The following is a 21,329-nucleotide window of genomic DNA, read 5'->3' as shown; positions in this document are numbered from 1 at the left end:
GTCACTGACAAAAGATTAATTAACCAAAAAAGTTCTGATAAATCTCAGAACTTTTTTATTTTAGTTATCATTTTACTGACAGAAATTTCTGTCAGTAAAAATTATTCAACTGTTACTGCTTTAGCTAAATTACGTGGTTTATCAACATCAAGTCCACGTTGCATTGAAGCATAATAAGCAATTAATTGTGTTGGAATAACCATTGAAATTGCTGACAAATAAGGATGAACTTGGTTGACAACAATTGTATCATCTTCACGGGCCACTCCTTCTTCAACAATTGTGATAGCTGAGGCACCACGAGCCACTGTTTCCATTACATTTCCACGAGTATGAGCTGCTACTTCTTCATTATTAGAAATTAAAGCAAGTACTGGAGTTCCTTTTTCAATCAATGAAATCGTTCCATGTTTTAATTCTCCAGCAGCAAATCCTTCACATTGAATATAAGAAATTTCTTTTAATTTTAGAGAAGCTTCCATTGCTACATAATAGTCTTGTTTTCGTCCAATATAGAAAGCATTGCGGGTTGTTGGCAATAAGTCAGCTACAACTGCAGCAATTTCGTCTTTTTCAGATAAAGTGGCTTCAATTGATTGAGCGACTAAAGACAATTCTTTAACCAAATCAAATTCTTTTGCTTTAACTTCTCCTTCAGCCTCACCAACTGCCTTTGCAAGAAAAGCCAAAGTTGCAATCTGTCCTGTATATGCTTTGGTTGAAGCAACTGCAATTTCTGGTCCAGCACCGATTAACATTGTATAAGTTGCTTCACGTGATAAAGTAGAACCGGGAACATTTGTAACTGTTAAGCTTGGAAGTCCTAATTCATTTACTTTTACTAAAACCTGACGACTGTCAGCTGTTTCACCAGACTGTGAAAGGAAAATAAAGAATGGTTTTTGACTCAACAAAGGCATATCATAGCCCCATTCTGAAGCAAGACCAAGTTCAACCGGTGTATTTGTCAATGATTCAAGCATCATTTTTGCCCCAAAACCTGCATGATAAGACGTTCCAGCGGCAATAATATAAATACGATCAGCTTCTTGAATTCCCTTGATAATGTCTTGATCAACTTTCATTGTTCCATCTTCATTTGCATAAGTCGCAATGAGTTTACGCATAACTGCGGGTTGCTCATCAATTTCTTTGAGCATGTAGAAAGGATAAGTTCCTTTCCCAATGTCAGATAAATCGAGTTCGGCTGTGTATGACTCACGTGAAAGTACATTACCTTCGTAATCCATAACTGTAACATTATCTTTTGTTAACACAACAAGCTCTTTATCGTGAATTTCCATAAATTCAGATGTTTCACGAATCATCGCCATAGCATCTGAGCAGACCATGTTGTAGCCTTCACCAAGCCCGATTAATAATGGTGATTTATTTTTGGCAACATAAATCACTTCTGCATCTTCGCTATCCATAAGAGCAAAGGCATAAGAACCTTGAATTAAGCTTAGAGCCTTTTTGAATGCTTCAAGTGTTGATAATCCTTCTTCTTCAGCAAATTTAGCAATTAAATGAACCGCAATTTCAGTATCGGTTTGTCCTTTAAAAGTATCATTCATTAAAAATTCATTTTTAAGTTCGACAAAATTTTCAATCACTCCATTATGTACTAAAACAAAGCGACCTGATGTAGAGGTATGCGGATGAGCATTGTCTTCAGTTGGTTTACCATGAGTAGCCCAACGTGTATGACCAATACCTGCTGTTCCTGAAACATCAATCCCTAACTTCCCTCTTAAATCAGCAATGCGTCCAACAGATTTAACTAATTTCGCTGCTGTTTCTTGACCATTTACAAAAATACCGGCTGAATCATAACCACGATATTCAAGTTTTTCGAGTCCTTGCATCAAAATATCAGTTGCATTTTTACTACCTACAACGCCAACAATCCCACACATAATAAAGCTCCATTTAACCAACCACAAAATTGGTATAGTTAATTATTTTTCTAATTTATATTTACAAACAGCATTATATTACACTTTTTCGTCATTGTCAAGTGTAAAACTTCTAATAAATCGTAAATATACAAAAATTGGTATAACTATTTTTAAATATTAATAAAAACCAATTGACATCAATTGGTTTTTTTAGATTTTTCTTGATACTTAATATATGTGGGGTAAGTAAGTAATAGAATACTAATTCCTTCGAGAAATCCGCCGATTGTGTCACTTGGATAATGTACCCCTACAAAAATTCTTGAAAACATTACTAATGCAATTAATATAATACATAAAATGCCTAATAAAATTTTAGAAGAACGATTGTTAAGTTTACCTAGACAGATAAAGAAAATACTTCCAAAAATAATTGTTGCAAAAATGGAATGTCCGCTTGGAAAACTTTTCCCAGCTTCATTGGCAAAAGCCGCTAACCGATGAATATCAGGACGTTCTCGACCAATAATTACTTTAATAACAGTATTTAAAGCAAGGCTTAAAACAACTGTTGTCGCAAACCAGATTGTCGCTTCTTTCTGTTTAAAGAGAAGATATAAAGCCAAAGCAAGTAGAGCTGCGACAATTATTCCACCTTTATCTCCAAAAATATTTGTCATATGAGAGAAAAAGTAAGTGAGTCCTGAAGAGCTTTGTAAATGAAAAGCCCAAGTTTGAATTGGTCGATCAAAAGGAAACGGACCATGAGTAAAATCAATTTTAACAAAGAGAGCTAAAATTAAAAAGGCAAGGGTGGTAATAACACCCGAAATATAATAGATTTTTTTATTCATAATTAATTAGTTTTCTATAGACTCCATTAGGAGATGAAAAGTTGACCCTTTCGGAGAATTATTTGAAACAAAGACTTTGGCATCATTCAATTGTGCATATTCCTTTGCAATTGCCAAGCCAAGTCCTGTTCCAGGAATTTCACTTGAACGGGATTTATCAATTCGATAAAATCGTTCAAAAATATTATCTTTTTCTTCTTCTGGAACGCCAAAGCCTTCGTCAGCAACCTGAAAATCAACTTGATGATTTTCCAAAGTAATATTTATTGTAATTTCTGAGTCGGAAGGTGAATATTTTCCAGCATTTTCAAGAAAGATAATAATAATTTTGTATAGCGCCATTTTATCTATGCTGATAAATAAGTCTGTTTGAATATCAAAGTTTATTTTTTGTCTAAGCGCGGGTTGAATTTCACTGACCACTTTGTCAGTAAATTTACTTAAGTTAATTCTTTCTTTTTTCATTTCTAAATGATTTCCTCTAGAAATGGTCAGTAAATTTTCGATTAAAACTTTCATTCTCATTGATTCTTCATCAATATAGGAAAGTGACTCATCAACAATTTCTGGATGTTCATGCCAACGTCTTTTGAGTAAATTCACATGTCCGCGAATTGCAGCAACTGGCGTTCTTAGCTCATGTGAAGCATCCGAGACAAATTGTTGCTCATTTTCAATTTTTTGATTCAGTCGATTGAGCAAACGATTGAAACTTTGACTTAACTGATGAACTTCAAGAGGATTTTTACTGACAGGAACTTGTTTAACATCCTTTCCATCAGTTGCCACCACAATATCTGTCAAAGGCTGACTAATCGTTCTGGCCGCTTTTTGAATTAAAATCAAAGCAAGGAAAAAGAGGAAAATCATGACAGCAATAATAACTAATATAGCTCTAATCATTGATTTAACTACAACATTTATATTCAACCATAACTCGGCTTTGGTTCCATTTTTAGAAGTTTTTGAACTATATAAAAAGATATCATCTCTTAATAGACTAAAATTCCCCCAAAATTTTCGTGATTTTAAAAAATTTGTTGTTCCTTGACTCTCTTCTCTTTGACCTGAAGGACTTGTCAGTCGAACAAATGTAGCTTTTTCATCTTTTTCACTATCAAGTTTAAATTCGTCCCAATTCACTTGCCCATTAGTTGCTGCCGTTTGAACGGAATTTAAAAGTGCCGCTCCCTCACTCTTACGGATTTGTAAACTTGTAAATGCAACAATTCCGGAAACAATGATTGTAATCAACAGACTAAAAATTAAGAAAATACGGACAAAAGTATCGGTAATAATTTTGGCACTTGTTTTTGATTCTATTTCTTTCATTCGCTAATTTACTTTACTATTTTTTAAGGGAGAGTATGAGCCCTCTTTTGAAATATGTGCTTTTAACTTACGGTATTCTAATAAGGTTAAAATAATCATTAATACGTCAACCGCACATAAAACGAGCATTGAAATTGACCCATGATTAAAAAATTCAAAGATTTGATAAAGAATAAAACCAACTAAAAGTAATATTGATAAGGGGTATGACCATAGAATCTTTTTCCAGAGCAGAGCCAACGTCACCAACTTTAGTGCACCATGTAAAAGTAAATATACAATAGCAAATAAAGTAGCATCATTGGTCAGCCTTTCTCCTGCATTTGTAATCATCGTAGAGAACGGGCTTAGAGAAATAGCCAGTGCAAGATGGTGAATAGTTGCTTTAATTAAATCAAGTGGAACAAAGATTAAAAGTAAACCTGATATAAATTCAACAAAAGCAAAAATACTTTTACCCAGAAGCATTGTGTTAAAACTAACATCTAATAATTCTTCTTTATTTTTTACTTTATTCATGGCTACCTCTTTTCCTCTCTCAGTTTTCGTTATTTAAACGATAACCTATACCACGAACGGTTTCAATGAGAGATTTATGATTTGGCAAATCAATTTTAGCACGAAGGTAGCGAACATAAGCATCCACGGTATTTTCCTGACCGTCAAAATCCATGCCCCATACATCATCCAAAATATCTGCTCGACTTACCACTATACCACGATGTTCTAAAAAATAGCTTAACAAAGAAAATTCTCTCTGAGTCAAATTGACTGTTTTACCAGCCACTTCTGTTGTATGAGCACTTAAATCAACTTTTAAGTAATCAAGTTCATAGACCTTGGAAGAAGAATTTGACCATTTCCTAAAAATCAACCTCAGCCGAGCCAATAGCTCCTCAATTTCAAAAGGTTTAGTAATATAATCATCTGCTCCCGCATCAAGACCGGCAACTTTATCTCCAATATAATCACGCGCCGTCAAGAAGATAATTGGTGTATCAGGCTGAATTTTTTTCATTCGACGTAACACTGTCAAGCCATCTAATTTTGGAATCATCCAATCAAGCAAAACAACATCAATAGCAGGCTTAGCAGTTTCAAATATTTCCAAAGCAGAAAGACCATCAAAAGCTGTTGAAACTTGATAATCTTCAAAAATCAACTCTTTTTTGACATAATCAGACAGACTCGGCTCGTCTTCAACAATCAAAACATGGTAGCTCATTTGGCACCTTGCCTTTCTTTAATTGCAAATGTAATCATAAATTTTTATTTACTTGCTCATTATAACAAGCCTAAAACAAAAAAACCATACAGTTTTTCTGAATAATTAATGATAATTTATCATTTTTATTCTTCGTTTATGAAGTCTTCAATCAAATAGCGAGGACGTTGTTTAACTTCCAAGAAGATTTTTCCGATATATTCACCAATTACACCTAGAGCTAATAGATTAGCCCCACCAAATCCAACAATAGCCAACATTGTCGAAGCCCAACCTGCAACGTCAGAACCATTAATAAAATGGCGAGCTATAATATAAATTGCTCCTACAATTGCTAGCACAAACCAAATTAAACCAATCCAAAAAATTAAGCGCATCGGTGCAGCCGATGTTGATGTAATTCCGTCAAGCGCAAAACTAACCATTTTTTTCAAAGGATATTTACTTTCACCAGCAAAACGTTCCCCACGCTTATAATAAACGATATCAGATTTATAGCCAACCAAAGGAACCATTCCTCTTAAGAAGAGATTTTGTTCAGGAAATTGAGCTAAACCGTCAAGGGCACGGCGACTCATTAAACGAAAATCGGCATGATTAGGAACACTTTGACTTCCCAAACCTTGCATTAATTTATAAAAAGCTCCAGCGGTTCTCCTTTTGAAAACTGTATCAGTGTCCCGATTATCCCGCACACCATAAACAACATCACAGTTCTCATTTTCAAACTTTTCAAGCATCTCATCAATCGCATTAATATCATCCTGCAAATCTGCATCCATTGAAATAACGCAATCTGCTAAATTTCTCACGGTCATTAAACCAGCGAGCAAAGCATTTTGATGTCCACGATTTCTTGAGAGATTAATCCCACTAAACATCGGATTTTCATTATGTTTTTCTTGAATTTTTTCCCAAGTTTTATCTTTTGAACCATCATTAACATAAACAACTCTACTTTTTGGACTAATAATATTATTTGAAATCAATTGTTCATATTTAGCCTTGAGACGTTCGGAAGTTTCATCAAGTACCAGTTCTTCATTGTAACATGGCACGACCATATAAAGAATCTTAGTCATATTCACTCCTTAATTTTTTTCTTTTTAAACTGCTTATCTATTAAACCTAAACTTGCTAAAGCAATCATAACAGGGGCAAATTGATAAAGGTAACGTGAATTTGTTTCCCAAAGAATAAGGAAAAAACTCAATCCAACAAAGGCCAAAGCTGGAATGAACCAGGGATTTGACCAATTTCTCTTGCTGATTAAAATTCGCCAGATTTGACGCCACAGCAGAACAACTAATCCAATCCAATAAAGGGTTTGAACAGCCTTTAACATAAACCAACCTGTTATATTACCAGGTCCATCCAAAGAAAATGAGGTTCCTGATAAATAATCAAAGTAACGATTAATAAATTTATTTTCATGATGATAAGTATAAAACGAACTATTCAAATCACCATATAACCAAGTATAGGCTAACTTACGTCCAATTTGTCTCACAACTCCGACAGGTCCCATCTTCTTAAGATTATCTATGAACAGTTGTTTATCAGCCTCTTTTTTCGCTTCATAAGTTGGGAAAGATTCAGAATAGAGCCTCACTTTCTTATTGAATCCACCCGTTTTATTAGTTGGCGACCAAGACATAGCAATCCAGTGCATCATTGGAAGATTACGACGTTCATTAGCCTCTTGAGAAAAGGCTGGCTCGGTCGCAATAGTTGCTTTAACCATGAAATGTCCACCAATAAATAAGATAGCAAACATTGGAATTAAAAGTACAAGTTGCTTCCATTTTTTATTAAGTCCAAGGAAAATTAAAACAGCAATGAGTACAATTAACACCGTTGGCTTAAATTCATAACCTATAACTGCCAATAATGTTGCCAAAAAGTACCATAGAACTTGTTGAGTTATTTTTTGTGATTTAATGGCATAAATAAAGAACAACAGACTAAAGGATACAAAAGGAAGTGTAATCGTGTCACTATAAAGTTGTGCGCCATAAACGTAAAAAGGTAAGAACCCAAGGGCACAAACATTGTATAAGAGCGCATGCCTTTTCCCGCTCAAAGCCTTAACACTCAAGGTTCCAGCCAAAACTCCGAGACTTGTCAATAGTGCAGACACTGCTGTCACAACCCACATTTTTAGTTCAACACTTCCTGCAAAAGGAGAGAAAACTTGATTAAATAAAATACCTAAAAATTGATTGTTTGGATAACGAAGAAAATATCCTAAACGCGAAGCAGTTTCAGGTAACAGTCCAAAAGATTGACCATGCAATTCTGTCGTAGAATTAAATATAACGAAATAGTCCCAAGCATGCTTACTATCCGGCACATGAATCATGAAAAGAAACGGCAAGATAAAAGTTAACAAAGCTACTAGCCAAAAGCTTATTCGATAATATTTTGTTACTGACAAGTCTGTCAGTAACTCAATTTTACTGACAGACTTGTCAGTATTTTCATTTTTTTCCTTCGAGTCAAAAAGTTTTTTTGACAATTTATAAATTCCAATAAAATAAAAATAGGCTGCTATTAAAAGAATATTTCCTAACAAAAGAGCAATGATGTGATCTGAATTCCACGTTTTCGTCAAAGAAATAGCAATCCCATTAATTAAAATAAAGACTCCTATCATTAAAGCAAAACAGAATCTTTTTTTATACTTAATAAATACTATATTATTCACATTACCATTTTACCATAGCTTGGCTTTTGTTTCTGATAATAACCTTAGTTTTTAGATGATAATTTCTCATTTTTTCTTCGTATTTATAAACTACATCATAATTAATGCTAACGACTCTTATTGCAACAAAATTTTTTCCTAATTCATTACTATAGCAACTATTATACCTAATATTGTTCCGCCCATCACTTGAATTGGTGTATGCCCCAATAATTCTTTTAAATTTTTATCTACTTTGATTCCGGCATTTTCGACATTTTGTAACATCCGATTGATAATTCTCGCTTGATTTCCCGCCTGTCTTCTAATACCTTGGGCATCATATAAGACGACAAATGCCAAAACAGTAGCAACGGCAAAAAGCGTTGAGTCAAATCCTTGTCTCAGTCCAGTAGCCGTTGCCAGAGCAACAACCAATGAACTATGAGAACTAGGCATCCCACCTGTTGCAAAAATTAATTGCCAATTAATACGATGTGTCCGAATAAGTTCGATAATTATTTTAATCAACTGAGCCAGAGCCCAACTCACAATGGCTGTCATTAAAATTTGATTATGAAAAATCTGATTAAAAAAGTTCATAATAGTCTCCTTTTACTAATAAAAACCTACTAACTATCGGTAACTCTATTATACATCATCTATCTTTTAATGATGTCTGATTTGCTGACAAATATAGAAAGTCTGTCAGTAAATATAGCTCTTTTTTTAATACAAAAAAGAACAAGTTTAAACTTGTTCTCTAAGCTTTTCTAATTGTTCGTTGAATATTTCAGGAGCATCAACTTGGAATTCCATAAATTCCCCAGTTGTTGGATGGTCAAAACCTAATGTTTCAGCATGCAAAAATTGCCCTTTATTAGGTGTCAATGTTTTATTAGGTCCATAGAGTGGATCACCAGCCACAGGGTGACCAATGTAATTCATATGTACACGAATCTGATGTGTACGCCCAGTTTCCAAGCGCAATGCAATCAAAGTATATCCATAAAATCGTTCTAAAACCTCAAAATGAGTCACGGCAGGTTTTCCGCCAGAAACTACGGCTTGTTTTTTGCGATCTTTAAGATTACGACCAATTGGTGCTTCAATGGTTCCTTTATCATTAGCAATTTCACCGTGGACAATCGCTAAATAACGACGTTTACTAGTCTTATCTTTTAATTGTGCTGCCAAACTTTCGTGTGCTTTATCATTTTTGGCAATCATTAAAAGACCACTCGTATCCTTATCAATACGATGCACAATTCCTGGACGAATTACACCATTAATGCTTGAAAGATCTTTGATATGATATATAATTGCATTAACCAAGGTCCCTGAAGCATGACCAGCTGCAGGATGAACTACCATTCCTTGAGGTTTATTTACTACTGCAACATCTGAATCTTCATAAATGATTTCTAATGGCAAATCTTCAGCAACAATATCGAGAACTTCCGCTTCTGGAACTTCAAATTCAATCCTGTCCCCTACTTTTACTTTATACTTTGCTTTTTTGGCTTCACTGTTAACAAATACTTTATCATTTTTGATAAGTTCTGTCAGTAAACTCCGTGAATATTCTGTTTGATTGGCAAGCGCCTTGTCAAGACGTAAGTCTTTGTTTTCTTCGTTAATTTTTATGATAGGCAAGTGTTTTTTCCTTTTTATAAATGTTAAATAAAACTTTCTGTCAGTGATTTTTTAATCAATTTATTTTGTTTCTTTGTCTGTCAAAATTGCAATGAAAAGAAGAACAAAACCAACAGATAATAAGATATCCGCAATATTAAAAATTGGAAAATTGATAAATTCAGTTTGGAACATATCAACAACAAATCCTTGACGAATTCGGTCAATAAAATTTCCCAAAGCACCCGCAATAATTAAAGTTAATCCAATAAAATACCAGTTTTGTGCCATTTTTTTCCATAAAAACCAAAGGGCAACAACCAAGACAATTGGTGTTAAGACAAGGAAAAACCATTGTTGACCTGAAAATGAAGACCAAGCCGCTCCATCATTTTTGATATAAGTTAAACTAAGAACATTAGGCCAAATTTTTTCTGTATCTCCAAGCTGAATATTAGCAACAATCCAATTTTTAAAAATTTGGTCAGCAACAATTCCAACAACGATAATAACAAGTGACAGTAGTTTTTTCATGCTTTAATTATAGCATATTTCGTAATCTGATAGCTCGCTAGAACAGTTTTTAGCTTATTTCAAAATAAAAAGCGCATTTATATAAATGCACTTATAGATAAATTAGCCAATCTTTCTCATCAAATCAACCATTTCAATTGCTCCAACCGCTACCTCAAAACCTTTATTTCCAGCTTTTGTGCCTGCACGCTCAATGGCTTGTTCTATATTTTCAGTTGTTAGCACACCAAACATGACCGGAATATTAGAGTTTAAGGAAACATGAGCGATCCCCTTAGAAACTTCATTACAAACAAAATCATAATGAGAAGTTGAGCCTCTGATGACGGTTCCTAAACATATAATTGCTTCATATTTATTGGAAACCGCCATTTTTTGGGCAATAAGGGGAATTTCAAATGCACCAGGAACCCATGCTATATCAATTTTTTCTTCCTTAACTCCGTGTCTTTTCAGTGCATCTAATGCTCCTGACAAAAGTTTTGCATTGATAAATTCATTAAATCGGGCAACTACAATCCCATATTTTGCATTGTCTGTTCTTAAATTTCCTTCAATAATTGTCATATTTCTATCCTTACTTTCTCTTTTACTTTAGTCAAACAAATGTCCCATTTTATTTTGTTTTACTTTTAAATAATCATGGTCAAAGGGGTTATCTTTGATTTGGAGAGCTACTCTTTCTTCAGCGACTAGACCATATTTTTGAAAATCATTAATCTTTTGGGGATTATTTGTCATTAATTTCAATGATTTCACCCCAATTATTTTTAAAATTTGTGCTCCAATCGAATATTCTCGCTCATCTTCTTTAAATCCCAAAGCTAAATTAGCTTCAACTGTATCAAATCCTTCATCCTGAAGTGAGTAGGCACGAAGCTTATTAATCAAACCAATTCCACGTCCTTCTTGTCGAAGATATAAAAGTACGCCACGCCCCTCATCGTTTATTTTTTTTAATGCCTCTTCTAATTGTTCACCGCAGTCACATTTCAAGGAACCAAAAGCATCACCAGTTAAGCATTCTGAGTGAACACGGCAAAGAATAGCTTGACCGTCACCAATATCTCCTTTAACTAAAGCAACATGGTGCTCACCATTTATTTTATTGACAAATCCTAAAATATCAAACATACCATATTTCGTCGGTAGTTTTGCTCTAGTTACCTGTTCTACTTGCAATTCATTTTGCTTAAGATACTCTTGAATAGCTTTAATTGTGATATATCTCAAGCCCCACTCTTGCGCTTTTTCCTTCAGTTTCTCTTTATGCATCATTGTTCCATCTTCGTCCATTATTTCAACGCAGACACCTACTTCTTTTAAACCAGCCAGACGCAACAAGTCAACCGTGGCCTCCGTATGACCATTTCGTTCTAAAAGACCATTTTTCTTGGCAATCAGTGGGAATACATGACCTGGTCTACGAAAATCACTTGGTAAACTCTCGGCATCAATAAGTTTTTTTATGGTTAAGGCTCGTTCAAAAGCTGAAATCCCTGTACTAGTTTCAATATGATCAATCGAAACTGTAAAAGCTGTTCCATGATTATCCGTATTTTTCTCTACCATTGCCTCTAATTGTAAATTCTTAGCATAAGTTTCGCTGAGTGGTGCACAAATCAATCCTTTTGCCTCTCTTGCCATAAAATTAATTATTTCTGGACTGATAAATTCGGCCGCACAGATAAGGTCTCCCTCATTTTCTCTATTTTCATCGTCACTAACGATAATCATTTCTCCTGCTTTAAGTGCAGCAAGTGCTTCTTCTACTTTATTATGTTGGAACATTTTATCTCCTATAAAAATCCGATATTAAATAGTTTTTCTTTAGTTAATGAAGATTCTTTCATCGAAGAACTACTATCGCCCCAAAATTTTTCTATATATTTCCCCAAAATATCATTTTCTAAATTAACAGTATCGCCCACTTTTTTATCTGCCATTATCGTCTCTTTGAGCGTATGTGGAATAATGGAAACACTAAAAGATTTTGACTTAACCTGAGCAACTGTAAGACTAATCCCATCAATCGTAATTGAGCCTTTTTCGACGATGTATCTCATTAAATTTAAGCTCGTTTTGATTTCAAACCAGATGGCATTTTCTTCTTTTTTTACTTCTAAAATCTGGCCAAGTCCATCAATATGTCCTGAAACAATATGCCCGCCAAACCGACCATTTAATGGCATCGCTCGTTCTAAGTTAACTTTGGCGCCCACATTTAGAGCCCCAAGATTTGAACGATTTAGACTTTCCGGCATAATATCAGCTGTAAATTCTTTTTGATTAAATTCAGAAACGGTCAGGCATAAACCATTTGTTGAAATAGAATCGCCAAGTTTCATATCCTCTAAAATCAAGGAAGCACGGATACTAATTTTGGATGATTTTTCTCTTTTTTGTAGACGACTCACTTCCCCTATTTCTTCGATTATTCCTGTAAACATTAAAGAAACTCACTTTCTAATAAAATATCTTCTCCTAGATAGGTTATTTGAGGCCTTTCTAGGAGATAGGCTTGATTGGGTTGCTCAACTCCATGCCCTTCAACTGGACTTGGTGCGTCTTTTCCACCAAATATTTTAGGAGCAAGATAAGTTTGAACTTTTTGGACTATCCCTGCTTTCAATGCCGAAGCATTTAATGTCCCTCCACCTTCCAAGATGATACTATCAATCCCTTTTTCTCCTAACTTTTTGGTCAATTCTTTCAAATTCAATCTTCCTTCTAAGCAAGAAACTAAGACAATTTCACAACCCGCTTTAAGAAAAGGAGCTTGTTTTTGGAGGTCAGACTCAGCTGTAGCAATAATTGTTGGAATTTCAGTAGCTGTAGAAACAATCTTGGAAGTTAAAGGACTTCTTAAATGAGTATCACAAATGATTCTTATCGGATTTTTCCCATTTTCCAACCTGACAGAGAGTTTTGGATCATCTAAAATAAGTGTTTCAACACCAACCATAATTGCCATAAAACGTGAACGGTCTTGATGTACTTTCTGTCTTGCAATTTCACCTGTAATCCATTTTGATTGACCTGCTGATGTCGCAATTTTTCCGTCCAAAGTCATTGCATACTTCATCATGACATAGGGAAACCCTTGACTAACATAATAAAAGAAAATTTTATTTAATTCTTCACATTCTTTTTCTAAGACATTGATAGAAACTTCAATTCCAGCTTCTTTCATTGCTTTAATTCCTTTTCCTGAAACCAAGGGATTGGGGTCTAAATGACCGATAACAACACGCTTAATTCTATTTTTTATAATCGCTTCAAAACAAGGGGGTTGTTTTCCCTGATGCGCACAAGGCTCTAAGGTCACATAAAGCGTGGCTCCTTCGGGAGATTCGTTACAATGCTTAAAAGCATTGATTTCCGCATGAGCTTCCCCATATTTTTCATGATAGCCTTGACCAATAATTCTCCCTTCTTTGACAATAAGGGCTCCTACTTGAGGGTTAGGGTTGACATTACCACCTCCTTTTTTTGCAAGTACAATTGCTAAATCCATGTAGTATTCGTCTTTTTTCATCTATTCATTCTTTCTAATAAAAAATAAGACCCTAAAATAAAATTTCAGGGTCTTTTGATAAATTTTCTATTTTTTTTTGAGCAAAAAAGCAGCTCAAAAAACCAAAAATGGAGTGAATTATATCAATTCACTCCAGAGTTTTAGGCTAAATAGACATAATACTGAATAGAGTATTATGGTTTTATTATCTTCTTTCATCCAGACTATACTGTCGGCCTCGGAGTTTCACCGAATCATGCTGCAAGCAGCTCGCGGGCTATACCGCCGGTAGGGAATTACACCCTGCCCTGAAGATTTATTCAATTGTAGCTAAAGTATAGCATTTAAATTTAAAGATTGTCAAGAAATAAAAACGTATTCTTTAAGTTAACAAATTAAAATCAAACATTAAAAGTTCACAGACAGATAGTACAAGCGAACATCACCCTACTTTATTAAAGTCCACTATAGTTAAATATTATTTAATTTTATAATCAAAGCCCCCAAGAATTTTTCCTGTCTTGTCCTTTAAAACAAATCTCATTTTAAAATTCATCTCTTTAACCCATTGATGTTCTGATTTTGTAAGTTTTATTCCTTCTGCACTCTCCATTCCCTCTATTATCCATTTTTTATCATAGGCATATCATTATGATAAATTTTCGCTACTTTGGAAACACTAAAAAGGGTAATCACAAGAGATAAAAATATATCCCCATAATCAAAGGAATTAACCATGGCAAAATTCTTTTCTTTTTCGGAGTAGTATCTGTTTTCTGTGTATTTTTGTTCATCATTTTCATCCTTTGTTCTCATGAATTAAATCTCTTATAATTTAACCAATTATAGAGCCACTGAAGATTGATTATTGGCTTTTTTCTCTTTTGAACGATATCACCATAAAGTTTATTTTTCCAATAGGATAAAATCTCTTTATTCTTATTTGTAAGAATCGTTCGACTCTTATCTCCTATATCAATTGATAACAATCTACCCGAACGATTAAATTCATAGGCCCTGTAAATATTATTGTTTTTATCAGAAATGACTAAATTATATGTATTCTCAAAAAAATACCAACTGAAACTCACAAAATCTTGATTTGCCCTGTGATATTCTATATCAAATTGAGAAAAATTGTATGTGAAATACCTATTATATGACTGAACCCAATGTTGATTATCTTTGAATCTGTCTATTTCTGTGCTCCAATCCGCATGTGGAAGATAGACGCTTGATAAATTAAAGATAACTGCACACATAACAGGGTCTGTTCCTGACTTATGAGAAATATTTTGTGCATAATATATTGAATAAACCCTTAAATTTCGGTATCCATATCCACTAATTAATAATACAAAAACAATAAAAATGATGATAGACAGAAATACTTTTAAAAACCTCCCTTTTCTTTTTTCACCATAGATTTTTAAACCAATTACCAACTGATTTAGCAACTTTTTTTACTGTATTCATGAATTAAACCTCCTATAATTGAATAAATTATATATTCACTGCAAATTTATTTTTGGTGCTTGCCGATGAGAAACAATAAAACCGTACATTTCATTCAATTTTTCTTTAACAATGATGATATATTGTAGCGTAGGTTTTATTGTCTTAGGTGTCGTTTCTTCAGAATAAGTCACAGAAATAAATTCACCCTTTGAATTAAAATTGTATGTATATGGAGTTACAAAGTCAATTAAATCGAGACCACCTGCCTCAGGTTTTAAACTAAAAGATAATTCTCCTTTCTTGAAAACCGAAATATCATTATTTTTTAATCCTTCAAAGCGATAATCAATATCCCCCTCGCTAGTTTTCACCCGCACTCCTCCAAATGGAACATTGTAGTTAGCATTCGGAATGTATATGGCATCCAGATTATTAAATACCGCAACCATCACAGGGTTCGTCCCTGCCTTATGAGGCAAATGCTGGGCATAATAAACAGAATATTTTCCAAGATTCACCCATCCTTGGAATAGCACAACCAAGGATAAATTCACGGTGAAACAAACGCTAAACGTAACAATTAGAACTTTACGCTTCTTTTTTTATTTTTACCATAGGCTCTTGAACCATTTTCCTATTTGAATTTGCCTTCATTCACAAAATTATAGATAAATTGAAGGTTTATTTTTGGAACTTTTCTATGAGAAATAATTGGGCCATACATTTCATTTTGCAACTTATTAACCGTATTTAAAGCCGAAACCCGATGACTACTTAGAACATTGGTATTGCTATCAATAAATTCAGCAACGAGAGTTCCTGCTCGGTTAAAACCATAATAAGTATTTTCTGTAAAATCATAAATACAATATGGAAATTGGGAATCACTTTGCAAAGATAACAAGACATCGCCATCCTTTGTAGATTTTACAGTTATCATAGTAGGACTGAACATTCCTCCTGTTTGATAATGAATGGTTTTGTCCTCGGTTTCTAGCATTTTATTTCCATCATTATCCAAAGAATTGTACGGAATATAAACATCTCCTAAATGCTTAAATACAGCAGTCATTACGGAGTTTGTTCCTGTTTCATGAGGAAGATTTTGGGCATAGTATATGGAATATTTCCCTAGGTTTCCTCCAACAAATGATAATGTACCAATGAAAAGTGCTAGACATGAAAATGAGACGGTTAAAATCAGTATGACTTTTTTTCTTTTCATCATCAGTGGAACCAACTTCCTATGGTTTTGGTCACTTTGGAAACCGTTTTTCCTATATTGGAAGCAATATTTACAACCGTATGTACTCCTGAATTGATCCATCCACCAACCGTGTGAATCAATGACTTACCTGCATTTACCACGGTATTAACAACGGGTGCAACATAGCGATTATAGACGTTTGAAACTGCATTGGTCACATAATTGACAGTAGGAGCAACATAATTATTATAGACATTACCTACAAAGCTAGAAACTCCATTGTAGACGGATTTTAGACCGTTTTTGGACTGTTGATTTTGTATGTAAATTATGAACATCAGTTAAACCTCCGATAGTTGAGTAAATTATAGAGTGCCTGTAAGTTGATTTTAGGCGAATCATTGGCTTGCCAATTGTCTTTGTCACTTGATGCTACTGTATAAATCATATCAAGGTCAAGTCCTGACAGTGTTTTTCCGACATAAGTAATACGCCCACTATCTCCGTCATTCATGGTATAGGTGGTAGCGGGAATGATTGGACCATCTTGTACTCCAAAATTTTCTTGATTGAGTTGTCCAGTAGCTGTGCCTTTTATAGCAATGACTTGTGTTTGGTCTGACCAGTGTAGCCCACTAGGATCAAGCAGGTTATCATCGGTAATGTCTTTTCCTTGAAGCGTGATATTCACACCGTCAAAAACAGCAGAACCTGTGGCATTGTTATCTACTGCTCCTGTGACTTGAATATTTGTAATTTCTGGACTTTTTGATTGTGAGGGATTTGTTGGTTTTCCCTGACTTTCTGATGATAAACTCGTCGTTGGATTATTAGTTTGAGCTTGTGTCGCTGTGGTTTGAGTAGTGACATCTGCTGTTGTGGTAGTTTCATTTGCAATCGTTGACGCAGGTTCATTTATTGAACTTTCACTACTTGCTTTTGTTAATGATATAGCGATTGAGCTTTGGTTGGATTGAGTAGCCAAATTTGTGTCAACTGTTGAACTTTCAGTAGTTAAAATATTTGTGTAACTTGAAGCTTGAGCTGTATTTTCCATATTTGATACTACTGCTAGTTCTTCAGTTGTCGAGTCAGAAGCGGCAAGAGAAGAATTCACAGTTGGACTTACAGGACTGCTTTGAGTCGTCACATCACTACTTTGTGTTGTTGTTTCTGTATTAGAAGTGACTTCGTCTGCCTGAGCAGTTAGTCCTATACTTCCAATAACAAAAATTAAAAGTATTCCGCTACTAAAAAGCCAGATTTTACCTGACTTCCATGTCCGGAAAGGATGTTTTTGTTTTTCCAATGTTAAAATCTCCTATTTTTAATTATGTTACTATTCTGACTATTCAAACATTATATCAGAAGAAAAACAAATTGTAAAATTAGGAAATGTTTTTGTAATCCAATGAAATCATGAGCAGACTATAAAAGTTATTAATCAAATTTTTGTTTTTATTTATTTGCTCAAAAATTACAATTTTGCTAAAATGGCTCTATTAGAACATAGGATATCTTATCATGCAAGAAATAAAAATAAACCCACAACTCACTTGGCTTTCTTTTAATGTCGAAGACCTTAGAAATACTTCTGAACTTGCGACTTATGGTATTGACTTAGAAACGCTTCAATATGCCGAAGATAAAAATGAACGTCCGCACACGGAGTTCATTCCTGATAGTCAAGACTTTGTACTTATTTTCAACAGTCTGGATTTACTCAATTCAGAAGTTCATTATAAGACGGTTCCCATTACTTTTGTAGCACAAAAAAATCGATTAATTACTCTTTATCATCCAGAAAATGAATATTTAATTAATCAAATTAAAAAATATTGTTTCCAAAATCAACCAGAAACGGTTTATCATCTTCTTTTCATCAGTTTATTTTTGATTTCAGAGGCTTTCTTTCCTTACTTAGAAAAAATTGATAAATCAAAAGAAGAAATTAATCAAAAGTTGCGTGAAAAAACAACAAAGAAAAATTTGTTGGCCCTTTCTGATATTGAAACGGGAATGTTGTATATTGTGTCTAGTGCCAACCAAAATACTTTACTACTTGAGCAACTTAAAACAAAAAGTATTTACAGACAGTTCAATGAAACTGAAAAAGAGCAGCTTGAAGATGCAATTATCGAAGCACAACAGCTTGCCAGTATGACACAACTTAATGCTCAAATTCTTGAACAATTAGCAGGAACTTATAATAATGTCCTTAATAATAATTTGAATGATAATATGACAACTTTGACAATTGTTTCTGTACTTTTGGCAGGATTAGCAGTTATCACCGGTTTTTTTGGAATGAACGTACCACTTCCACTTACTAACCAAAAAGATGCTTGGGTTTGGATTATTGGAGCGTGTATCATTCTTTGGCTACTTTATGCGGCACTCTTTCGTTATATTATTGGTCGAAGACAATAAAAAAATCAGCAAAAGCTGATTTTTTTTATTTTATTTTTACACTTGCAATTTTTTCAAGATCATCAGCGATTGGATGACCATTGCTTGTTCGATCTGATAATGATAAATCGCACAAATTAATATCATATTTCTTGTCAGTCTCACTGATAACTTCTAATACTTGTTCATCAGTTTCTTTTGTCGCTGGTGCTTTAGCTTGACTGAACAAATCTAATTCTTCTGTCAATGCTGATAAATCAGCAGTTGAATTGATTAAGCCGGCTGCAAACACGGTGTGATTATTGCTCTTCAAAGTCCGTAGTACTTGAAGGCCACGGTTAGCACGTGAGGTGGCCGGAATATCATCCGTCTTAACCCGTTTGATAAATGCACGTTGAGTCAAAAGGTACCAACTATTTGAGTTAACAAAGAAGGCGGACTTAATTTTATCACCATTTTTGAGATTCATGGCCTTGACTCCTGCAGCTCTAGCACCCAGAACTGGAACGTCATCAAGATTAAAGCGAAGGGCATAGCCATTTTCAGAAATAAGCATAAGATCTGCAAATTGTACTGGAGTGATTAAAACAATTTCATCATCTTCTCCCTTAAGTTTAGCATATGGAGTAGATTTTGAACGATAGGTACGCCAAGGGGAGAAACTTTCACGTTCGATTTGCTTTATTTGTCCATTTCTTGTGACAACAACTAGATTTTCACCAGCAAATTCGTCCACAATCTGAACAAAAATTACTTTCTCATCGGCTGAAAAATTAGAGAGACTTTGGGATAGATGCTCACCAATGTCTTTCCAACGAACATCCGAAAGTTCATGAATTGGGCGATAAATGACATTTCCGAGATTTGTGAAAAGCAAGAGATGTTGAGTTGTTTTAGCATTGGCATAGTAAAGAAGCTCGTCATCATCACGTTTACCAACTTCTTCAAGGGCTGATGAAGCAAATGAACGTGGTGAAGTTCGCTTGATATAACCTGAACGAGTTACTGAAACTACCGTGTCTTCTGCCACAATCAATTCGCTCGCTTCAATTTCAATAGTTTGAACTTCATCTTGTAATTCGCTACGGCGTGGTTTGGCAAATTTTTTCTTAACTTCACGAAGTTCGCGTTTCATTAAATTAAACAAAGTACGTTCATCATTGATAATTGCTTTAAGTTCGAGAATTTTTTGCTCTAAGTCAGCTTGTTCATTTTGTAGAGTTACAATATCAGTATTGGTCAAACGATAAAGTTGTAAAGTAACAATGGCTTCGGCTTGCTCTTCGGTAAATCCAAATGAAACTTTGATATTTTCTTTGGCATCTGCTTTATTTTCTGAAGCACGAATCGTTGCTACCACTTCATCTAAAATAGAAACCATGCGTATCAGACCTTCAACAATATGAAGTCTTTTTTCTGCTTTGTTTAAATCAAATTGCGAACGTTTAATGATCACTTCTTCACGGTGTTTGACGTAAGAACGGAGCATTTGTAAGACACCGGTTTGAACAGGAGTCATATTATCAATTGCGACCATATTGAAATTATAATTCACTTGTAAATCAGTATTTTTAAACAAGTAATTCAAAACAAGCTGGCTATCAGCTTCTTTCTTTAATTCAATTGCAATCCGAAGTCCTTCACGGTCTGATTCATCTCTAACTTCTGCAATTCCAGGCACTTTAGCATTGACACGAACATCATCAATTTTTTTGACTAAGTTTGCTTTATTAAGCTCAAAAGGAATTTCAGTGACAATAAGTTGCTCACGTCCACCTTTCATTGATTCAATATCTACTTTTGAACGAACAACAATGCGACCTTTTCCTTTTTCGTAGGCTTTTCTGATTTCTCCTTTTCCTTGAATAATCCCACCAGTAGGAAAATCTGGTCCTGGTAAGAATTCCATAATTTTTTCTACATCAGCTTTAGGATGGTCAATCATATGAATGGTTGCATCAATGACTTCCCCTAAATTATGAGGAGGAATATCAGTCGCATAACCGGCTGAAATTCCAGTTGAGCCATTAACTAAAAGATTTGGGAAAGCAGCTGGTAAAACTGTTGGTTCTTTCTCAGTATCATCAAAGTTCCAAGCTTGACTTACTGTATCTTTCTCAATATCTGCTAAAAGATAGCCTGAAATTTCTGAAAGACGGGCTTCAGTATAACGCATAGCGGCTGGTGGGTCACCGTCCATTGAACCATTATTACCATGCATTTCGATTAAAGGTTCGCCCATTTTCCAGTCTTGACTCATCCGAATCATCGCTTCATAGATTGAGCTATCTCCATGTGGGTGGAAATTACCCATGACATTTCCGACTGATTTCGCTGATTTACGATAAGACTTATCAAATGTGTTTCCGTCTTTATTCATTGAATAAAGAATACGGCGTTGTACCGGTTTTAAACCATCACGGATATCGGGAAGGGCCCGCTCCTGAATGATATATTTTGAATATCGACCAAATCGGTCACCCATTATATCTTCTAATGGTAAGGTTTGAATGTTTGACATATTTTAACTTTCTTTTTAGAAAATTTGTTTACTTTTTTAATTAATTAGTT

At 34.4% G+C, this 21,329-nt stretch carries 23 protein-coding genes and 1 riboswitch; of the genes, 1 reads left to right on the top strand and 22 read right to left on the bottom strand.

What is annotated here, in order from left to right; genetic code table 11:
• Window positions 1-101 precede the first annotated feature (101 nt).
• The 21 genes from glmS to QJV49_RS12735 all read right to left on the bottom strand — a co-directional run bounded on the left by glmS (window position 102) and on the right by QJV49_RS12735 (window position 17,658).
• Window positions 102-1,919, bottom strand: a complete 1,818-nt coding sequence (gene glmS, locus QJV49_RS12835) for a glutamine--fructose-6-phosphate transaminase (isomerizing) (RefSeq protein ID WP_225512129.1) — start codon at window positions 1,917-1,919, stop codon at window positions 102-104.
• Window positions 1,920-2,098: 179 nt separating this feature from the next.
• Complete coding sequence (locus QJV49_RS12830) at window positions 2,099-2,755, bottom strand: phosphatase PAP2 family protein (RefSeq protein WP_225512130.1); 657 nt, start codon at window positions 2,753-2,755, stop codon at window positions 2,099-2,101.
• Between the two features lie 6 nt (window positions 2,756-2,761).
• A complete protein-coding gene (locus QJV49_RS12825) occupies window positions 2,762-4,087 on the bottom strand; it encodes a cell wall metabolism sensor histidine kinase WalK (RefSeq protein WP_225512131.1) in 1,326 nt (441 codons plus the stop codon).
• Window positions 4,088-4,090: 3 nt separating this feature from the next.
• Window positions 4,091-4,606 carry a DUF2127 domain-containing protein gene (locus QJV49_RS12820; protein ID WP_058203693.1) on the bottom strand — a complete coding sequence of 172 codons (516 nt, stop codon included), beginning with the start codon at window positions 4,604-4,606 and terminating at the stop codon, window positions 4,091-4,093.
• 19 nt (window positions 4,607-4,625) lie between these two features.
• Window positions 4,626-5,312: a response regulator transcription factor gene (locus tag QJV49_RS12815; protein ID WP_023164051.1), complete on the bottom strand. Its 687-nt coding sequence runs from the start codon at window positions 5,310-5,312 to the stop codon at window positions 4,626-4,628.
• A 125-nt stretch (window positions 5,313-5,437) separates the two neighbouring features.
• Window positions 5,438-6,394, bottom strand: coding sequence for a glycosyltransferase family 2 protein (locus QJV49_RS12810; protein ID WP_225512132.1), 957 nt, complete (start codon window positions 6,392-6,394; stop codon window positions 5,438-5,440).
• A 2-nt stretch (window positions 6,395-6,396) separates the two neighbouring features.
• Window positions 6,397-8,019 carry a glycosyltransferase family 39 protein gene (locus QJV49_RS12805; RefSeq protein ID WP_259744243.1) on the bottom strand — a complete coding sequence of 541 codons (1,623 nt, stop codon included), beginning with the start codon at window positions 8,017-8,019 and terminating at the stop codon, window positions 6,397-6,399.
• A gap of 138 nt (window positions 8,020-8,157) precedes the next feature.
• A complete protein-coding gene (locus QJV49_RS12800; RefSeq protein ID WP_225512133.1) occupies window positions 8,158-8,601 on the bottom strand; it encodes a divergent PAP2 family protein in 444 nt (147 codons plus the stop codon).
• Between the two features lie 147 nt (window positions 8,602-8,748).
• Window positions 8,749-9,654, bottom strand: a complete 906-nt coding sequence (locus QJV49_RS12795) for an RluA family pseudouridine synthase (protein ID WP_225512134.1) — start codon at window positions 9,652-9,654, stop codon at window positions 8,749-8,751.
• A gap of 60 nt (window positions 9,655-9,714) precedes the next feature.
• Window positions 9,715-10,167, bottom strand: coding sequence for a signal peptidase II (lspA, locus tag QJV49_RS12790; protein WP_012897620.1), 453 nt, complete (start codon window positions 10,165-10,167; stop codon window positions 9,715-9,717).
• A gap of 102 nt (window positions 10,168-10,269) precedes the next feature.
• Window positions 10,270-10,734, bottom strand: coding sequence for a 6,7-dimethyl-8-ribityllumazine synthase (ribE, locus tag QJV49_RS12785; RefSeq protein WP_225512135.1), 465 nt, complete (start codon window positions 10,732-10,734; stop codon window positions 10,270-10,272).
• Between the two features lie 27 nt (window positions 10,735-10,761).
• Window positions 10,762-11,958, bottom strand: a complete 1,197-nt coding sequence (locus tag QJV49_RS12780; RefSeq protein ID WP_225512136.1) for a bifunctional 3,4-dihydroxy-2-butanone-4-phosphate synthase/GTP cyclohydrolase II — start codon at window positions 11,956-11,958, stop codon at window positions 10,762-10,764.
• 8 nt (window positions 11,959-11,966) lie between these two features.
• Complete coding sequence (locus tag QJV49_RS12775) at window positions 11,967-12,617, bottom strand: riboflavin synthase (RefSeq protein ID WP_225512137.1); 651 nt, start codon at window positions 12,615-12,617, stop codon at window positions 11,967-11,969.
• The gene (gene ribD, locus QJV49_RS12770; RefSeq protein ID WP_225512138.1) at window positions 12,617-13,705 is read right to left on the bottom strand and encodes a bifunctional diaminohydroxyphosphoribosylaminopyrimidine deaminase/5-amino-6-(5-phosphoribosylamino)uracil reductase RibD; all 1,089 of its coding nucleotides are present in this window, start codon (window positions 13,703-13,705) and stop codon (window positions 12,617-12,619) included. The genes QJV49_RS12775 and ribD overlap by 1 nt, the downstream gene beginning before the upstream one ends.
• A gap of 182 nt (window positions 13,706-13,887) precedes the next feature.
• Window positions 13,888-14,004: riboswitch (FMN riboswitch) on the bottom strand.
• A 158-nt stretch (window positions 14,005-14,162) separates the two neighbouring features.
• Window positions 14,163-14,297: a hypothetical protein gene (locus QJV49_RS12765; protein WP_255597728.1), complete on the bottom strand. Its 135-nt coding sequence runs from the start codon at window positions 14,295-14,297 to the stop codon at window positions 14,163-14,165.
• Between the two features lie 8 nt (window positions 14,298-14,305).
• Entirely contained in the window at window positions 14,306-14,500 is a 195-nt protein-coding gene (locus QJV49_RS12760; protein WP_225512139.1) for a hypothetical protein, read from the bottom strand.
• The gene (locus tag QJV49_RS12755; RefSeq protein ID WP_281449139.1) at window positions 14,497-15,129 is read right to left on the bottom strand and encodes a hypothetical protein; all 633 of its coding nucleotides are present in this window, start codon (window positions 15,127-15,129) and stop codon (window positions 14,497-14,499) included. Before QJV49_RS12755 ends, QJV49_RS12760 begins: the two co-directional genes overlap by 4 nt.
• Before the next feature lie 66 nt (window positions 15,130-15,195).
• Window positions 15,196-15,660: a hypothetical protein gene (locus QJV49_RS12750; RefSeq protein WP_225512141.1), complete on the bottom strand. Its 465-nt coding sequence runs from the start codon at window positions 15,658-15,660 to the stop codon at window positions 15,196-15,198.
• A 116-nt stretch (window positions 15,661-15,776) separates the two neighbouring features.
• Window positions 15,777-16,370, bottom strand: coding sequence for a hypothetical protein (locus QJV49_RS12745; protein ID WP_225512142.1), 594 nt, complete (start codon window positions 16,368-16,370; stop codon window positions 15,777-15,779).
• Entirely contained in the window at window positions 16,370-16,687 is a 318-nt protein-coding gene (locus tag QJV49_RS12740; protein ID WP_225512143.1) for a hypothetical protein, read from the bottom strand. The genes QJV49_RS12745 and QJV49_RS12740 overlap by 1 nt, the downstream gene beginning before the upstream one ends.
• On the bottom strand, window positions 16,687-17,658 hold the full coding sequence (locus tag QJV49_RS12735; RefSeq protein WP_225512144.1) for a KxYKxGKxW signal peptide domain-containing protein: 972 nt from the start codon (window positions 17,656-17,658) through the stop codon (window positions 16,687-16,689). Before QJV49_RS12735 ends, QJV49_RS12740 begins: the two co-directional genes overlap by 1 nt.
• Before the next feature lie 215 nt (window positions 17,659-17,873).
• Here QJV49_RS12735 and QJV49_RS12730 point away from each other — a divergent pair, with 215 nt between their 5' ends.
• A complete protein-coding gene (locus tag QJV49_RS12730) occupies window positions 17,874-18,779 on the top strand; it encodes a magnesium transporter CorA family protein (RefSeq protein ID WP_021464772.1) in 906 nt (301 codons plus the stop codon).
• Between the two features lie 25 nt (window positions 18,780-18,804).
• Here QJV49_RS12730 and parC read toward each other — a convergent pair whose 3' ends face one another.
• On the bottom strand, window positions 18,805-21,279 hold the full coding sequence (gene parC, locus QJV49_RS12725; RefSeq protein ID WP_225512145.1) for a DNA topoisomerase IV subunit A: 2,475 nt from the start codon (window positions 21,277-21,279) through the stop codon (window positions 18,805-18,807).
• Between the last annotated feature and the right edge of the window lie 50 nt (window positions 21,280-21,329).

This window comes from Lactococcus sp. NH2-7C (genome assembly GCF_029953655.1).
In the GTDB taxonomy this organism is placed as follows: domain Bacteria; phylum Bacillota; class Bacilli; order Lactobacillales; family Streptococcaceae; genus Lactococcus; species Lactococcus lactis.
This window is presented reverse-complemented; position numbering and strand designations above follow the sequence as displayed.